At 75.2% G+C, this 14178-nt stretch carries 15 protein-coding genes; 12 read left to right on the forward strand and 3 right to left on the reverse strand.

Annotated elements, in window-relative coordinates:
* Nucleotides 1–75: 75 nt before the first annotated feature.
* A complete protein-coding gene (locus tag IH00_RS0108215; protein ID WP_031071156.1) occupies nt 76–639 on the reverse strand; it encodes a GNAT family N-acetyltransferase in 564 nt (187 codons plus the stop codon).
* 165 nt (nt 640–804) lie between these two features.
* On the opposite strand from IH00_RS0108215, the gene IH00_RS0108220 reads away from it, so the two are divergent.
* The 7 genes from IH00_RS0108220 to IH00_RS0108250 all read left to right on the forward strand — a co-directional run bounded on the left by IH00_RS0108220 (nt 805) and on the right by IH00_RS0108250 (nt 6889).
* Nucleotides 805–1356: a DUF5134 domain-containing protein gene (locus IH00_RS0108220; protein ID WP_031071158.1), complete on the forward strand. Its 552-nt coding sequence runs from the start codon at nt 805–807 to the stop codon at nt 1354–1356.
* 94 nt (nt 1357–1450) lie between these two features.
* Complete coding sequence (locus IH00_RS0108225) at nt 1451–2407, forward strand: M56 family metallopeptidase (protein ID WP_031071160.1); 957 nt, start codon at nt 1451–1453, stop codon at nt 2405–2407.
* 63 nt (nt 2408–2470) lie between these two features.
* Nucleotides 2471–3151, forward strand: a complete 681-nt coding sequence (locus IH00_RS0108230; RefSeq protein ID WP_031071163.1) for a phosphatase PAP2 family protein — start codon at nt 2471–2473, stop codon at nt 3149–3151.
* An 18-nt stretch (nt 3152–3169) separates the two neighbouring features.
* On the forward strand, nt 3170–3877 hold the full coding sequence (locus tag IH00_RS0108235; RefSeq protein ID WP_031071166.1) for an HAD family hydrolase: 708 nt from the start codon (nt 3170–3172) through the stop codon (nt 3875–3877).
* Nucleotides 3878–4030: 153 nt separating this feature from the next.
* Entirely contained in the window at nt 4031–4771 is a 741-nt protein-coding gene (locus tag IH00_RS0108240; RefSeq protein ID WP_078887629.1) for a TetR/AcrR family transcriptional regulator, read from the forward strand.
* A gap of 94 nt (nt 4772–4865) precedes the next feature.
* On the forward strand, nt 4866–6224 hold the full coding sequence (locus IH00_RS0108245) for an FAD-dependent oxidoreductase (RefSeq protein ID WP_031071170.1): 1359 nt from the start codon (nt 4866–4868) through the stop codon (nt 6222–6224).
* 143 nt (nt 6225–6367) lie between these two features.
* Nucleotides 6368–6889, forward strand: a complete 522-nt coding sequence (locus tag IH00_RS0108250; RefSeq protein WP_052411268.1) for an MSMEG_6728 family protein — start codon at nt 6368–6370, stop codon at nt 6887–6889.
* Here the strand turns inward: IH00_RS0108250 and IH00_RS0108255 are convergent.
* Nucleotides 6886–7236 (reverse strand): ArsR/SmtB family transcription factor, encoded by a 351-nt coding sequence (locus IH00_RS0108255; RefSeq protein ID WP_031071175.1) that lies wholly within the window; start codon nt 7234–7236, stop codon nt 6886–6888. The two genes, IH00_RS0108250 and IH00_RS0108255, sit on opposite strands and share 4 nt — an antisense overlap.
* Nucleotides 7237–7366: 130 nt before the next feature.
* Between IH00_RS0108255 and IH00_RS0108260 the strand changes: the two genes are divergently transcribed.
* The 5 genes from IH00_RS0108260 to IH00_RS0108285 all read left to right on the forward strand — a co-directional run bounded on the left by IH00_RS0108260 (nt 7367) and on the right by IH00_RS0108285 (nt 12652).
* The gene (locus IH00_RS0108260) at nt 7367–8449 is read left to right on the forward strand and encodes an NADH:flavin oxidoreductase/NADH oxidase (RefSeq protein ID WP_031071177.1); all 1083 of its coding nucleotides are present in this window, start codon (nt 7367–7369) and stop codon (nt 8447–8449) included.
* Nucleotides 8450–8798: 349 nt separating this feature from the next.
* Nucleotides 8799–9887: a WD40/YVTN/BNR-like repeat-containing protein gene (locus IH00_RS0108270; RefSeq protein ID WP_031071180.1), complete on the forward strand. Its 1089-nt coding sequence runs from the start codon at nt 8799–8801 to the stop codon at nt 9885–9887.
* A 33-nt stretch (nt 9888–9920) separates the two neighbouring features.
* On the forward strand, nt 9921–10598 hold the full coding sequence (locus IH00_RS0108275; RefSeq protein ID WP_031071182.1) for a uracil-DNA glycosylase: 678 nt from the start codon (nt 9921–9923) through the stop codon (nt 10596–10598).
* Between the two features lie 22 nt (nt 10599–10620).
* A complete protein-coding gene (locus IH00_RS0108280; protein ID WP_031071185.1) occupies nt 10621–11643 on the forward strand; it encodes an N-acetylglucosamine kinase in 1023 nt (340 codons plus the stop codon).
* Nucleotides 11644–11731: 88 nt separating this feature from the next.
* Entirely contained in the window at nt 11732–12652 is a 921-nt protein-coding gene (locus IH00_RS0108285; protein ID WP_078887630.1) for a sirohydrochlorin chelatase, read from the forward strand.
* A gap of 433 nt (nt 12653–13085) precedes the next feature.
* On the opposite strand, the gene IH00_RS0108290 is transcribed toward IH00_RS0108285, so the two are convergent.
* On the reverse strand, nt 13086–14162 hold the full coding sequence (locus IH00_RS0108290; RefSeq protein ID WP_031071189.1) for a lactonase family protein: 1077 nt from the start codon (nt 14160–14162) through the stop codon (nt 13086–13088).
* Nucleotides 14163–14178 lie beyond the last annotated feature (16 nt).

The following is a 14178-nucleotide window of genomic DNA, read 5'->3' on the forward strand; positions in this document are numbered from 1 at the left end:
CCGGCGGGCGGCCCTGTTGCCCCGGCGGGCGGCGGACCGGCACATCCCGTCGGGAAGGCCGGCCCGCGCCCGCTCTCAGGACAGGTCCCGGCCCAGTTCCTTGACGAGGAGTTCGAACCGCAGGTCGTCGCGCTGCGGCAGGCCGAAGCGCTCGTCGCCGTACGGGAAGGGGGTCGTCCTCCCCGTGCGGCGGTAGCCGCGCCGCTCGTACCAGGCGATCAGCTCCTCGCGGACCGAGATCACGGTCATGTGCATCTCGCGCGCGCCCCACTCGGCGGCGGCCAGCCGTTCCGCCTCGGTGATCACGCGGCGCCCCACACCGCCGCCCTGGAGCCCCGGGCGGACGGCGAACATGCCGAAGTAGGCGATCTCGCCGCGGTGTTCGAGCTGGCAGCAGGCGATGATCTCCCCGTCGCGTTCGACCGTCAGCAGCCGCGAACCAGGGGCGGTGATGACCTCCCGCACACCGTCCGGGTCGGTCCGCTGGCCCTGGAGGATGTCCGCCTCGGTGGTCCAGCCGGCGCGGCTGGAGTCTCCGCGGTACGCCGACTCGACCAGGGCGACGAGCGCGGGCACGTCGGCCTCGACGGCGTCGCGGTAGGTCAGCTCCAGCCGGTCCCGGGGCGGTGCGGTGTCCATGGGGCTCTCCTCGGTCCTGGGTTCTCGCCAGGGAGCCTAACGCGCGGGGCGTAGCGGGCTCACGCTCCCCCGTACGCCCCCGCCGTACGACCCTGCGCTCGCGTGCCGCCGGATCCGTGCGGGCATCCTCCCGCCGAGCCGTCTCGCCGAACGGGGAGGTACGCCGTGCACGGACCCGCGATGACCGGCTGGCTGCTGGTGGCGATGTGCGGAGTGACCGGAGCGTCCTGCCTGGTGCGGATGCGCCGGTGCGCCGGTGCGGAGCGGACGGCGGCCGGAGGGGAGGCCCTGATGGGCTTCGGCATGGCGGCCATGGCGGTGCCGGTCTCCGTACCGCAGGGGTGGGTGGCGTACGCGGCCGTGTTCGGTGCCGCGTCCCTGCACGCCGCGTGGCCGGCCCGTCGCGGGGGCCACCACCTGCACCATCTGGTGGGTTCGCTCGCCATGGTCTACATGGCGGTGGCGATGGCCGGGGCGGGCTCCGGGACGCACGGCGGCCACGGTCTCGCGGACCCGGGCGGGGTTCCGCTGGTGACGGGGGCGCTGCTGGCGTACTACGCGGTCTACGTGGTGCTGGCCGGGACGCGGCTGGTGCCGGTGGCCGTGGCGGTCGGCGGGCCGGGCCCCGACGGGCCGGTGGCGGCCGGGGCTGGGGTGGCGGTCGCCTGCCGCGTGTCGATGGGAACGGCGATGCTGGCGATGCTCCTGACGCTCTGAAGCACGACCGGGGTGCCTTGTCAAACCGTGTCATGCGTCACTTGGCCGACGAGACCATACCGGTGAGTAGTGCCGCGCTCATAAGGTGAGGCCCATGGTGGTCTCCCTCACGCTGCTCACGCTCGGCGTTCTGACCGCACTGACGGCTCCGCGGCTGCTGGCCCGGGCCGATTGGGCGGAGCGCGAGCCGGTGGTGGCGCTGTGGGTGTGGCAATGCGTGGTGGCCTCGGTGCTCATCAGCTTCGGGCTGTCGATGACCCTCAGCGCGGCGGCCGCCTGGCAGGCGGTGCGCGGGCACGTGTTCGCGCCGGCGCCTCAGGCGGTCGTGGAGGCGTACGCGCTGGCGGCGCACGGCCCGTGGTCAGCGGTCCTCGCGGTGCTGCTGGCCTGCGGTGGGCTGTGGAGCGCGGCGATGCTCACGCGGGAGATCCGCCGGGCCCGGGCGCGCGGCCGCCGCCGGCGCGCCGAACTGCTCGTACGGGCGCCGCTGTTGCCGGGTGAGGAGCCCGGCAGGGAGCCGCTGGTGCTGCTGGAGGGGGAACGTCCGGACGCCTGGTGGCTGCCGGGCACGACACCGCAACTGGTGGTCACCACCGCGGCGTTGCACCGGCTGAAGGGGCGCCAGCTGGACGCGGTGCTCGCTCATGAGCAGGGGCACGCGCGTGCCCGGCACGACTGGCTGCTGCACTGCTCCGCGGCGCTGGCGACGGGCTTCCCGCAGGTCCCGGTGTTCGCGGCGTTCCGCGACGAGATGCACCGGCTGGTGGAACTCGCGGCCGACGACGTGGCCTCCCGCCGGTTCGGGCGGCTGACGATCGCCTTGGCACTGGTGGAACTGAACGAGGACCGGGGGGTGTTCGGCCCCTCCCCCGCTCCGGACGCGCAGCTCCCGCAGCGGGTCAACCGGCTGCTGGCCGCGGCGCCCCGGCTCACCGCGGGCCGGCGCCTGCGGCTGACGGCGACGGCGGCGCTGGTGCCGGTGGTGCCGCTGATGGTGGCGTTCGTACCGGCGCTCGTGGCGTTCGTACCGGCGCTGCGGGGACTGCGGTAGGACGGATTCCGGGAACCCCCGCAGGCGCGGGATAGCCGCCCCGTTCCCGGTAAGGATCGTGGCATGCGAACCCTCACACCCCCTCCCCCCACACGTACACCGTCCGCCCGCGCCGTCGCGCTGTGGTCCGGTGTCCCCGCAGGGGTGCTGCTGGTGCTCGTCGCGGTGGAGTGGGGCCCGCTCGCCTCGTTCGACCGGATGGTGGCGGACGGGCTGCACGCGTCGGCGGTGCGCAGCCCGGGGCTCACCCGGGTCAACCGGGTGCTCAGCGACTGGGTGTGGGACCCGTGGGCGATGCGGACGCTGATCGCCGTGGTCGTGGCCTGGCTGTGGTGGGGGGCCCGGGAGCGGCTGCTCGCGCTGTGGACGGCGGCGGTCGGCCTGGTCGGCGCGGCGTTCCAGCACATGCTCAAGGCGGTGGTGGGCAGGGACCGGCCGCAGTGGCAGGACCCGGTGGACCACGCGCACTTCGCGGCGTTCCCGTCGGGGCACGCGATGACGGCGGCCCTCACCTGCGGTCTGCTGCTGTGGCTGCTGGCGCGGCACGGCAGGGGCCCCGGCACGCGCGCGTGGCGCGTGGTCCTGGTGGCGGGCGCGGTGTCGGCGGTGGGGGTGGGGCTGACCCGGATGTACCTGGGCGTGCACTGGGCGTCGGACGTGCTGGGCGGCTGGTTGCTCGGGGTGTGCCTGGTGGCGGTCGCCGTCCTGGCCCACGAGCGGACGGCAGGGTCCCGGCGGGGCTGAGCGGGGAAGGATCCCCGCATGACGATCAAGAGCGTGCTCTTCGACTTCTCCGGCACCCTGTTCCGCATCGAATCGACCGAGGCGTGGCTGGGCGCTGTCCTGGCCGACTACGGATCGCCCGGCTCCGGAACGGCCGCCTCCCCGGCGGACGTCGCCCGCTGGGCCGGGGAACTGGAGATCGCCGGGGCGCTGCCGGGCGGCGCCGCACCACGGTCCCTCCCCGAGCACCTCGCCGGGCTGTGGGCCTCCCGGGACCTGAGCGCCGAGCACCACCGCGCCGCCTACACGGCACTGGCCCGCCAGGTGGAGCTGCCGGACCCGGGGCTGTACGACGCGCTGTACGAGCGCCACATGTCACCGGACGCCTGGCAGCCGTACCCGGATGCGGCCGAGGTGCTGGCCGCGCTGCGCGAGCGCGGGGTCGGGGTCGCCGTGGTGAGCAACATCGGCTGGGACCTGCGCCCGGTGTTCCGCGCGCACGGGCTGGACCGCTTCGTGGACGCGTACGTCCTGTCGTACGAACACGGCATCCAGAAACCGGACGGACGGTTGTTCCTGGCGGCGTGCGCGGCGCTCGGCCAGGACCCGCGGCGCGCGCTGATGGTGGGTGACGACCGGAATGCGGACGGGGGCGCGGCGCGGGTGGGCTGCGCGGTGCACTTCGTGGACCACCTGCCGGCGCTCGCGCGTCCGGCGGCTCTCCGCCCGGTCCTGGGACTTCTGTGACGGCCGGGGCACACGGACGCGCCAAGGGACCGGGCGATCCCCCGCGTCGCCCGGTCCGCATGACACCAACCCCGCTGACCTGCACCGCAGTACTTCGCAGCGGGCACTCCCTGAGTATATTGGCTCAGAGCCAGTCAACGCAGGAGTTAAAGCATGTCCCCGCGGAGCGCATCGGTCAATGAAGAACTGCGGCGGCGCTCCCGGGAGCGGCTGCTGCAGGCGACGGTGGAACTGGTCGGCGAGCGGGGGTACGAGGCCACGACGCTGGGCGACATCGCCGACCGGGCCGGCTCCGCACGCGGCCTGGTCTCGTACTACTTCCCCGGCAAGCGGCAGTTGCTGCAGTCGGCGGTGCACCGGCTGATGCACCGCACGCTGGAGGCGGCCCTGGAGCGCGAACCGCGCACCGACGACGGCCGGGAGCGGCTGGCGCGCGCCATCGACGCGATCCTGGGGCTGGCGATGGAGCAGCCGCGGCTGATGCGGACCCACATGGCGGGGATCCTCCAGGCCGAGGGGTTCGTGCAGTGCCCCGAGCAGCAGCGGCTCGCCTTCCTGCTGCGGGACACGGTGGCCCGGTACGGGGCGCGGGACGTGGACGCCGACTACCCGCTGCTCCGGGCCCTGCTGATGGGCGCGGTCTTCGCGGTGGTCGTGCCGGGCGCGCCGATGCCGCGGGCGCGTCTGCGCGCCGAGTTGTTCCAGCGGTACGGGCTGGACTGGGAGCTGGGGGTGCCGCCGGGCGACGGGCCGGGCGGGTCGGCACCCGCGGAGCCGGACCTTGCGTCGCGGCCCCGGCCCCAGTCCCCTTCGCGATCCCGGTCACGGTCGCAGTCGCCCCGGCCGGGACCGGATCCGCAGCCGGCGTCCGCGCCGCCCGTGTCGTCGGCGTAGGTTCCCGGAACACCGGCCCCGTCCCCGGCCCGTCGTCTCCCGCGGCGGGCCCCGCGGTGCGATGCTGGAGGTCCCTGCGGGAAGGAGCGCAGCCGTGCTTCGAGTCGCCGTCGTCGGTTCCGGCCCGAGCGGGGTCTACACCGCCCAGTCCCTGGTGGAGCAGACCCGGGTGCCGGACGTCCGCGTCCACGTCCTGGACCGGCTGCCCTGTCCGTACGGACTCGTGAGGTACGGGGTGGCGCCGGACCACGAGAAGATCAAGTCCCTGCAGAACAACCTCCGCACGGTGCTGGAGCACGAGCGGATCGGCTTCGTCGGGAACGTCGAGGTCGGTACCCGGGGCGTGACACCCGCGCGACTGCTGGAGCTCTACCACGCGGTGGTCTACTGCGTGGGGGCGGCGCGCGACCGGAGGCTCGGCGTGCCGGGCGAGGATCTGCCGGGCAGCTGCTCGGCGACGGACTTCGTGTCCTGGTACAGCGCCCACCCGGACGCCGTCGGGAACGGCTTCGGGGTCGCGCTCGCCGCCCGCTCGGCGGTGGTGATCGGCGTCGGGAACGTGGCGGTGGACGTGGCGCGGATCCTGGCGCGCGGTCCGGAGGAGCTGCACCCCACGGATGTGCCGCAGGCGGCCCTGGGCGCGCTGGCGGCGAGCCGGGTCCGCGCGGTGCACATGGTGGGCCGGCGCGGCCCCTCGCAGGCCAAGTTCACCACCAAGGAGCTGCGCGAGCTGGGCGCGATGCCGGGGGCGCGGGTGGAGGTCGATCCCGCGGATCTGGCGCTCGACCCGGCGTACGCGGATCCGGCGGGGCTGCCGGCGGTCAACCGCCGCAACGTCGAGGTGGTGCGCGCCTGGGCGGCGGAAACCGCCCCGGCCCCCCGGGAGCGGGTCATCCGGGTGCGATTCTTCCTGCGGCCGGTGGAAGTGCTGGAGCGGGACGGCCGGGCGGCCGGGGTCCGCTTCGAGCGGACCGTGCCGGACGGCATGGGTGGCGTCCGGGGCACCGGCGCGTACGAGGACATCGAGGCCCAGCTGGTGCTGCGCGCCGTCGGCTACCGCGGTGTGCCGCTGGAGGGCCTGCCGTTCGACGCGTCGCGCGGCACGGTGCCGCACGCGGCGGGCCGGGTCCTGCGCGACGGGGCGCCGTCACCGGGCGAGTACGTCGCGGGCTGGATCAAGCGCGGACCGACGGGCGTGATCGGCAGCAACCGGCCCTGCGCTAAGGAGACGGCGACCTCGCTGCTCGACGACGCCGCGCTGCTGCTGCGCCGACCGGTGGCCGACGACCCGGTGGCCGCGCTGCGCGCCTGGGGCCACCACCCGGTGGAGTGGCCGGGGTGGCTCTCCATCGAGCAGGCGGAGGCAGACCTGGGCCGCACCCTGGGGCGCTCCACGGTGAAGATCGCGGACTGGGCGGGGCTGCTGGAGGCGGCGGACGCGCCGGCACCGTAGGGGCCGTCCGGTCGATCGGGCCGGATCCGCGAGCGGCGTCGGGTGCCATCCCGGTACCGGACACCGGTCGGGGAACGGCCCGCGCGGCGCCCGTCGATGCGCCGCTCCGTTCGGCCGCGCGGGGCGCGTGGTAGGCAGATCGTATGCAGACATTCCTGCCTTTCTCCGGCTTCACCCGGTCGGCGACGGCGCTGGACCCGCGCCGGCTGGGCAAGCAGCGGGTGGAGGCGCTCCAGGTGTTCCGCGGTCTGACCGTGCCCGGCTACGGGTGGCGCAGGCATCCCGCGGTCCGCATGTGGGCCGGTTACGAGGAGGCCCTCGTCCGGTACGGCCTCGACGTCTGCCTGGTCTGGACGGCGGAGGGCCGGTCCGACACGTGCGCCTCCACGCTGGTCCGCGACTTCCGGACCTGGAGCCCTGGGACGGAGGTCCGGCCGCAGGACCGGCTGGCCGCGGACGGGGACCTGCCGCCCTGGCTGGGCGACCCCGCGTTCCACCGCAGCCACCGGTCGGCGCTGATCCGCAAGGACCCGCAGTACTACCGGGGGCAGTTCCCCGGCGTGCCGGACGACCTCCCGTACGTCTGGCCGACGTCGGACCGGGATCCGGAGCCCTGGCGTCCCCCAGGAGCACGCCGGTCGGACCGGAGCCCTGGCGTCCCCTAGGAGCCCGCCAGGCGGGCGGACTGGTGCGCGGCGGCGGCGAGGACCGTGTCCAGCAGCCCGGGGAAGAGCGCTTCGAGGTCGTCGCGGCGCAGGCCGTTCATCTTGGCCGTGCCGCGGTAGGTCTGGCGGATGACGCCGCTCTCGCGCAGGACGCGGAAGTGGTGGGTGGTGGTCGACTTGGTGACGGGCAGCTCGACGTACGAGCAGGCCACTTCGGCGCCGGCCGCCGCCAGTTCGCGGACCACGTGCAGCCGCATCGGGTCGGACAGGGCGTGGAGCACGTCTTCGAGGCGGATCTCGGCGCGCGCGGGATGGGCGAGCTCGCGCGGGCCGGTCGCGGGGGTCACAGGGGTCACGGCGGCTCCAGACTCATCAGGGTTCCCCTATTGTACGAGGGGCTTCGTAGTTTGACAGCCGACGTACTACGACGGTTATCGTACGAGCAGTACCCCGGCCCCGCCGTGAATGGAGTCCGCCGTGAGCGCACTGTTCGAGCCCCGCACCCTGCGGTCGCTGACCGTCCCCAATCGCGTCTGGATGGCACCGATGTGCCAGTACAGCGCCGAGGCGTTCGGGCCGGGTGCGGGCGTCGCGAACGACTGGCACTTCGCCCACTACGCGGCCCGCGCCGCGGGCGGCACCGGGCTGATCCTGCTGGAGGCGACCGCGGTGTCCCCCGAGGGCCGGATCAGCCCGTACGACCTCGGCATCTGGAACGACACCCAGGTCGAGGCGCTGCGCCGGATCACCGCGTTCCTCGAGGCCCGGGGCACCGTGCCCGGCATCCAGATCGCCCACGCCGGCCGCAAGGCGTCGACCGACCGCCCGTGGAAGGGCGGCGCCCCGGTCGGCACCGACGCGCACGGCTGGCAGCCCGTCGCCCCGAGCCCCGTACCGTTCGACGACGGCCACCCCGTGCCCGACGAGCTGACCGGGGACGAGATCCGCGACATCGTCGGACAGTTCGCGGCCGCGGCCCGGCGCGCCCTCGATGCGGGCTTCCAGGTCGTCGAGGTCCACGGTGCCCACGGCTACCTCATCGGCCAGTTCCTCTCCCCGCACAGCAACCACCGCACCGACGCGTACGGCGGCTCCTTCGAGAACCGGACGCGCTTCGCCCTGGAGGTCGTCGACGCGGTACGGGCCGTGTGGCCGGAGGAGCTGCCGCTGTTCTTCCGGATCTCGGCCACCGACTGGCTGGAGGAGCAGGCGGGCTGGACGGCCGACGACACGGTGCGCTTCGCCGCTCTCCTCGCGGAGCACGGCGTGGACCTGCTCGACGTGTCGACCGGCGGCAACGCTCCGCACGTCCGCATCCCGGTCGGCCCCGGCTACCAGGTCCCGTTCGCGGCGCGGGTGAAGGCGGAGACGGGGCTGCCGGTCGCCGCGGTGGGGCTGATCACCGAGGCCGGGCAGGCGGAGAAGATCGTCGCCAACGGCGAGGCGGACGCGGTGCTCCTCGGCCGCGAGCTGCTGCGCAACCCGTCGTGGGCACGGCACGCGGCGCGCGAACTGGGCGGCGACGTCCACGTGCCGGACCAGTACCTCCGGTCGGTCTGACGCCGCCGACGGCCGGCGGGCGCACCGGTCGGGCTCCGTGACGGTCCCGGTCGGTCTGACGCCGCCGTCGGCCGGCGGGGGCACCGGTCGGCGTCCGGGGCGGTTCCGGTCGGGCTCCGTGACGGTTCCGGTCGGGCTCCGTGACGTCCCGGTCCATCGGGGTCCGGCCCCGCCGGAGTCCGTCCAGCCGGGGTCCGGCGTCGCGGCGGTGCCGTCCGGCGCGGCGGTGCCGTCCGGCGCGGTGCGGACACGGCGCTGACCTGGGAGAACGCGCATCGGGGCGCCACTGTCAGTGGGTGGGTGCACACTGGCCCGTATCCGCGACAACGGCGTCCTGGAGGTGTCGGCCATGACCGACGACGTACTGCTGACCGTAGGCACACGCAAGGGGCTCTTCATCGGCCGCAGGCGCGGCGGCCGATGGGAGTTCGGCGGCCCGCACTTCAACGCGCAGGCCGTGTACTCGATCGCCATCGACACGCGCCGGACCACGCCCCGGCTGCTGGTGGGCGGCGACAGCTCGCACTGGGGACCGTCGGTGTTCCACTCGGACGACCTGGGTGAGACCTGGGTCGAGCCCCGGCAGCCGCCGGTCAAGTTCCCCAAGGACACCGGTGCTTCGCTGGAGCGGGTGTGGCAGCTGCACCCGGCGGGCCCCGCCGCTCCCGGAGTGGTGTACGCGGGGACGGAACCCGCCGCCCTCTTCCGGTCCACCGACGCCGGCGAGACCTTCGAGCTGGTGCGCCCGCTGTGGGAGCACCCGACCCGGTCGCAGTGGACGCCCGGCGGCGGCGGGGAGGCGGTCCACACGGTCGTCACGGACCCCCGCGACCCCGACGCCGTCACCGTCGCGGTGTCGGCGGCCGGGGTGTTCCGGACCAGGGACGGCGGCGCGACGTGGTCGCCCTCCAACGACGGCGTGTCGGCGGTCTTCCTGCCGGACCAGCACCCGAAGTTCGGGCAGTGCGTCCACAAGATCGCGCAGGACGCCGGTGATCCCGACCGGCTGTACCTGCAGAACCACTGGGGGGTGTACCGCAGCGACGACGCGGGCGCCAAGTGGACCGACATCGGCGCGGGCCTGCCCTCCGACTTCGGTTTCGCGGCCGTGGCGCACCCGCACCGGGCGGACGTGGCGTACGTGTTCCCGATCACCGCCGACGCGGACCGGGTCCCGGCCGGCCGCCGGTGCCGGGTCTACCGCACCACCGACGCCGGCGAGTCCTGGGAGGCGCTCTCGGACGGCCTGCCCGAGGGCGACCACTACGGGACGGTGCTGCGCGACGCGATGTGCGCGGACGACGCCGATCCGGCGGGTGTGTACTTCGGCAACCGCAACGGCGAGGTGTACGCGAGCGCGGACGAGGGCGACAGCTGGCAGTTGCTGGCCTCGCACCTGCCGGACGTGCTGTGCGTCCGGGCCGCCGCCATCGGGTGAGGGGAGGCTCGCTGCGCCAGTAGAGTGACGGCCGTGGCAGCACGACCGTTGAATGAAATCGTCGAGCCGGGGTGGGCGCATGCCCTCGCGCCGGTGGCCGAACGCATCGCCGCGATGGGCGACTTCCTCCGCGCGGAGATCGCCGCGGGACGCACCTACCTACCGGCCGGAGCGAACGTACTGCGTGCGTTCCAGCAGCCGTTCGACGAGGTACGGGTGCTGATCGTCGGCCAGGACCCGTACCCGACGCCGGGGCACGCGGTGGGGCTGAGCTTCTCGGTCGCGCCCGAGGTGCGGCAGTTGCCCCCCAGCCTGGAGAACATCTACCGGGAGATGCACGCCGACCTGGGGCTGCCCCGGCCGTCCAACGGTGACCTGACACCGTGGACCCGGCAGGGGGTGCTGCTGCTCAACAGGGCGCTGACCACGGCACCGCGTCAGCCCGGCGCTCACCGCAACAAGGGCTGGGAGGAGGTGACCGAGCAGGCCATCAAGGCGCTCGCCGCACGCGGCAAGCCGCTGGTGTCCGTACTGTGGGGCCGCGACGCCCGCACTCTGCGCCCGCTGCTCGGAAGGCTTCCCGCCATCGAGTCGGCGCACCCCTCCCCCATGTCGGCGGACAAGGGCTTCTTCGGCTCCCGCCCGTTCAGCCGTACGAACGAACTGCTGCTCCAGCAGGGGGCCCAGCCGATCGACTGGCGCCTGCCGTGACGCCGCGGCGGGACGGTGCCGGGTGAGCACCCACCCGTGGGTGCTGGGGGTCGACTCCGGGGGGTCGGGGCTCCGCGTGGCGCTCGGCCGTGCGGCCGGAACCCCGGCAGGGGCCGACCGCGGCACCGGGGGCGACCAGCAGGACGTCGTGCGCGCCGTCGACGTCGTGACGCTCGACGAGCCCGTGCCGACCGGCGAGCGGGGCATCGAGGCCCGGGAGTTGCTGGCGCGGCTGGTGCCGACCGCGGAGGCACTGCTCGCACGGGCCCGGGCCGGCGGCCTCGCCGCCGTCGCCGTCGGGGCGGCCGGGATGGCGACGCTCGGCGAGGACCTGCGCGCCGAGCTGCCCGCGGCGCTGCGGCGCTCTCTCGGCGTGGAGCGCCTCGCGCTGGCCGCCGACGCCGTCACCGCCTACGCCGGTGCGCTCGGGCAGGGGCCGGGCGCGGTGGTCGCGGCGGGCACCGGCATGATCGCACTCGGCACGGACCTCGTCGCGTGGCGCCGCGCGGACGGCTGGGGCCACCTGCTGGGCGACTGCGGCGGCGGGGCCTGGATCGGCCGCGCCGGCCTCGACGCCGCCCTGCGCGCCCACGACGGGCGGCGCGGCGGATCCGGCATGCTCCTGGCGCGCGTCCGGGCCGTGTTCGGGGAGCCGGCCACGCTGCCGGGGCAGCTCTACCCGCGCGCCGACCGGCCCGCGGTGCTGGCCTCGTTCGCCCCCGAGGTGGCCCGGTGCGCCGTGGACGGCGATCCCGTGGCGGCCGCGGTCCTCGCACGGGCCGCGCGGCACATCGCGGAGGCCGCGGCGGCCGTCTGCCCGCCTTCCGGGGGCCACGTAGTCGCCCTCACCGGCGGCCTGTTCGGGATGGGCGACCCCCTGCTCGTACCGCTGCGGGCCGAACTGGCGGAGCAACTGCCGCACGCCCGGCCGGTGACGGCCGGAGGAGACCCGCTCACGGGTGCGCTGACCGTCGCCGCGGCCCTGGCCACGGGCACCCTCCGGCTGCCTCGCGAGCCGGGCATGCTGGAGACAACCCCTGCGTAGCGGATGCTTGGGACATAGCCGGACAGAGGGCTCCCGACCGGACCCTCCCCAAGCAACGGAGCAGGTAAAGCCAGTAGCATGCCGGGCCATGAGCTCCCCCACTGGGCCTGCTTCCGGCCTGCCTGTACGAATGCCGCGACCCCGACAGTCCGGGCGGCACCGTCGCCCTGAACCCGTGGCGGCGCCCGAGGGCGCACCTGTGCTCGTCCTCGCCGTTCCCGGCGTCCCTTCCGCCGCCGTGCGCGGTCTGGCCGAAGAGGTCGTGAGCATCGCCCGTGCCGAGCTGCCGGGTCTGGAGGCCGCGATCGGCTTCCTGGACGGCGACGACGCCGAGTACCCCACGCTCTCGGGCGTCGTGAAGCAGGCGGCCGCGCTGCGGGCGGAGCGGTACGACCTCGCCCGGGCCGCCGGGCGTGAGGTCGCCGAGCCCGAGGGCCCGGCCGCCGTCGTGGTGCCGCTCCTCGCCGGCCCGGACCACGCCCTGATGGACCGCATACGGGAGACCGTCGCGAACAGCGGCGCGCCCGCCCAGCTGACCGACGTCCTGGGCCCGCACCCGTTGCTGGCGGAGGCCGTGCACGTCCGGCTGTCCGAGGCGGGGCTGGCCCGCGCCGACCGGGCCCGGCTGTTCACGGTCGCCACGGCGGCCGACGGCATCGTGCTGGCGACGGTCGGCGGCGAGGAAGCCGTCCAGGCGGCCGGCATCACGGGCATGCTGCTGGCCGCGCGCCTCGCGGTGCCGGTGATGGCCGCGGCGCTGGACCAGGAGGGTTCGGTGGCGGCGGTCGCCGAGCAGCTGCGCGGCTCCGGTTCGCAGCAGCTCGCGCTCGCGCCGTACCTGATCGGTCCCGAGCTGGCCGAGGGCCTGCTGGAGGACGCCGCCCGGGCCGCGAACTGCCCGGCGGCCGAGGCGCTGGGCGCCTACCCGGCGGTCGGCAAGCTGGTGCTGTCGCAGTACTCGGCGGCGCTGGGCCTCGCCCAGCAGCCGCAGGGGGCGCCGGTCCGCTGACCGCGCCACCACGACGCATGAAGGCCCGCACCGCGCAGCACACCGGTGCGGGCCTTCGCGCGTCGCGCGTGCGGTCGGCGTGATGCTCCCCTGCGGTGCACCGGGCCGGCCCGCGTACGGCCTCCGTACGGTGCACGCCCCGGCGGCCGGTACGGCGCCCCTACGGTGCGGGACTCCCGGCAGCCCGCGTACGGCGCCCCTACGGGAGGGCCCGGCCTCGCGTACGGGTTCCGTACGGTGCACGCCCTCAGCCCCGGTACGGTGCAAGCCACGGCAGCCCGCGTACGGCGCCCGTACGGTGCGCGCCCCGGCTCGCGCACGGCCCCCGTACGACCGCCCGAAAGGACACTCGCACGGCCTCCGTACGGCCGCCGCCCGAACGGACCCCGCACGGCGGCTGCCGTGAACCCGGTCCCGTTCCGGCCGCGACGGGTCAGGCGAAGACCACGCAGGACGCCGCGGGTGCCTCGACGGCCCCGGCCCGTGTCGGCACGCCCGTCGTCGGGTCCAGGTCGAACCAGGTGACGTCGCCGGAGCGCTCGTTCGCCACGTACAGCCGCCGTCCCTCCGGGTCGAGGGCCAGGTCCCGTGGCCAATGACCGCCGCAGGGCACCGTCGCTACCGGCTCCGGCTTCTCGCGGCCGTCGTCGAGGGCGAGCACGGCGAGGGAGTCGCCGCCGCGCACCGCGGCCCAGGCGAAGCGCCCGTCGGGCGCGACGGCGATGCCGGAGGGGTAGTTCCGGGAGGGAGCGTCCGCGGGCGGGACGCCCGGGAGGGCGCCTGAGAGGACGCCGGTCCGGTGGAGCGGTTCCAGGGTGCCCGCGGCGGCGTCCCAGCGACAGACCGTGAGCGTCGGTTCCAGTTCACCCAGGACGTAGACGTGGCTGCCCGCCGGATGGAAGGCGAGGTGCCGGGGACCGGTCCCGGGAGGCAGCGCGGTCTCCCCGTGCCGGGCCGGGGCACCGCCGCTGAGGTCGTGGACGTGCACGGAGTCGGTCCCGAGGTCGACGGCGAGCAGCCAGCGGCCGCCGGGCGCCACCACCACCTGGTGGGCGTGCGGACCCTCCTGCCGCTCCGGGTCAGGGCCCGCGCCGGCGTGCTCCAGCACCGTGAGGGCGCCGCGTGCACCGGGCCCCCCGGGCGCGCCGTCCGCGCCGAGCGGCAGCACGCTGACGCTGCCCGATCCGTAGTTGGCGGTGATCACGTGGCCTGCGGCCAGCGCCAGGTGCGTAGGACCCGCGCCCCGCACCGGGACGGGTCCGCCGATCAGGCGCGGGGCGGGGCCGGTGATGTCGAGTGCCGCGACGGCGCCGTCCGGCGTCTCGGAGACCGCGTAGAGCACGGTGCCGCCGGGGGCGGGGGCGAGGAAGGACGGGTCGGGGACCTCGGCCGTCGCTCCGGTGATCGTCAGGGCGCCCGTCCCCGGATCGACGGCGGCAGCGGTGATCCCGTGCCCTCCGGCGGACGTGAACGACCCGATGAAGGCCCTGTGGCCCCCTCCGTACCCCATCGCGCTGCCTCTCTCC

The organism is Streptomyces sp. NRRL S-118 (assembly GCF_000716335.1).
In the GTDB taxonomy this organism is placed as follows: domain Bacteria; phylum Actinomycetota; class Actinomycetes; order Streptomycetales; family Streptomycetaceae; genus Streptomyces.

What these genes read in the sequence shown, in the direction of transcription:
- IH00_RS0108230 (WP_031071163.1), top strand. Translation starts at nt 2,471, where the DNA reads ATGCGAACCCTCACACCCCCTCCCCCCACACGTACACCGTCCGCCCGC.
- IH00_RS0108240 (WP_078887629.1), top strand. Translation starts at nt 4,031, where the DNA reads ATGTCCCCGCGGAGCGCATCGGTCAATGAAGAACTGCGGCGGCGCTCC.
- IH00_RS0108285 (WP_078887630.1), top strand. Translation starts at nt 11,732, where the DNA reads ATGAGCTCCCCCACTGGGCCTGCTTCCGGCCTGCCTGTACGAATGCCG.
- IH00_RS0108290 (WP_031071189.1), bottom strand. Translation starts at nt 14,162, where the DNA reads ATGGGGTACGGAGGGGGCCACAGGGCCTTCATCGGGTCGTTCACGTCC.
- IH00_RS0108235 (WP_031071166.1), top strand. Translation starts at nt 3,170, where the DNA reads ATGACGATCAAGAGCGTGCTCTTCGACTTCTCCGGCACCCTGTTCCGC.
- IH00_RS0108225 (WP_031071160.1), top strand. Translation starts at nt 1,451, where the DNA reads ATGGTGGTCTCCCTCACGCTGCTCACGCTCGGCGTTCTGACCGCACTG.
- IH00_RS0108270 (WP_031071180.1), top strand. Translation starts at nt 8,799, where the DNA reads ATGACCGACGACGTACTGCTGACCGTAGGCACACGCAAGGGGCTCTTC.
- IH00_RS0108215 (WP_031071156.1), bottom strand. Translation starts at nt 639, where the DNA reads ATGGACACCGCACCGCCCCGGGACCGGCTGGAGCTGACCTACCGCGAC.
- IH00_RS0108250 (WP_052411268.1), top strand. Translation starts at nt 6,368, where the DNA reads ATGCAGACATTCCTGCCTTTCTCCGGCTTCACCCGGTCGGCGACGGCG.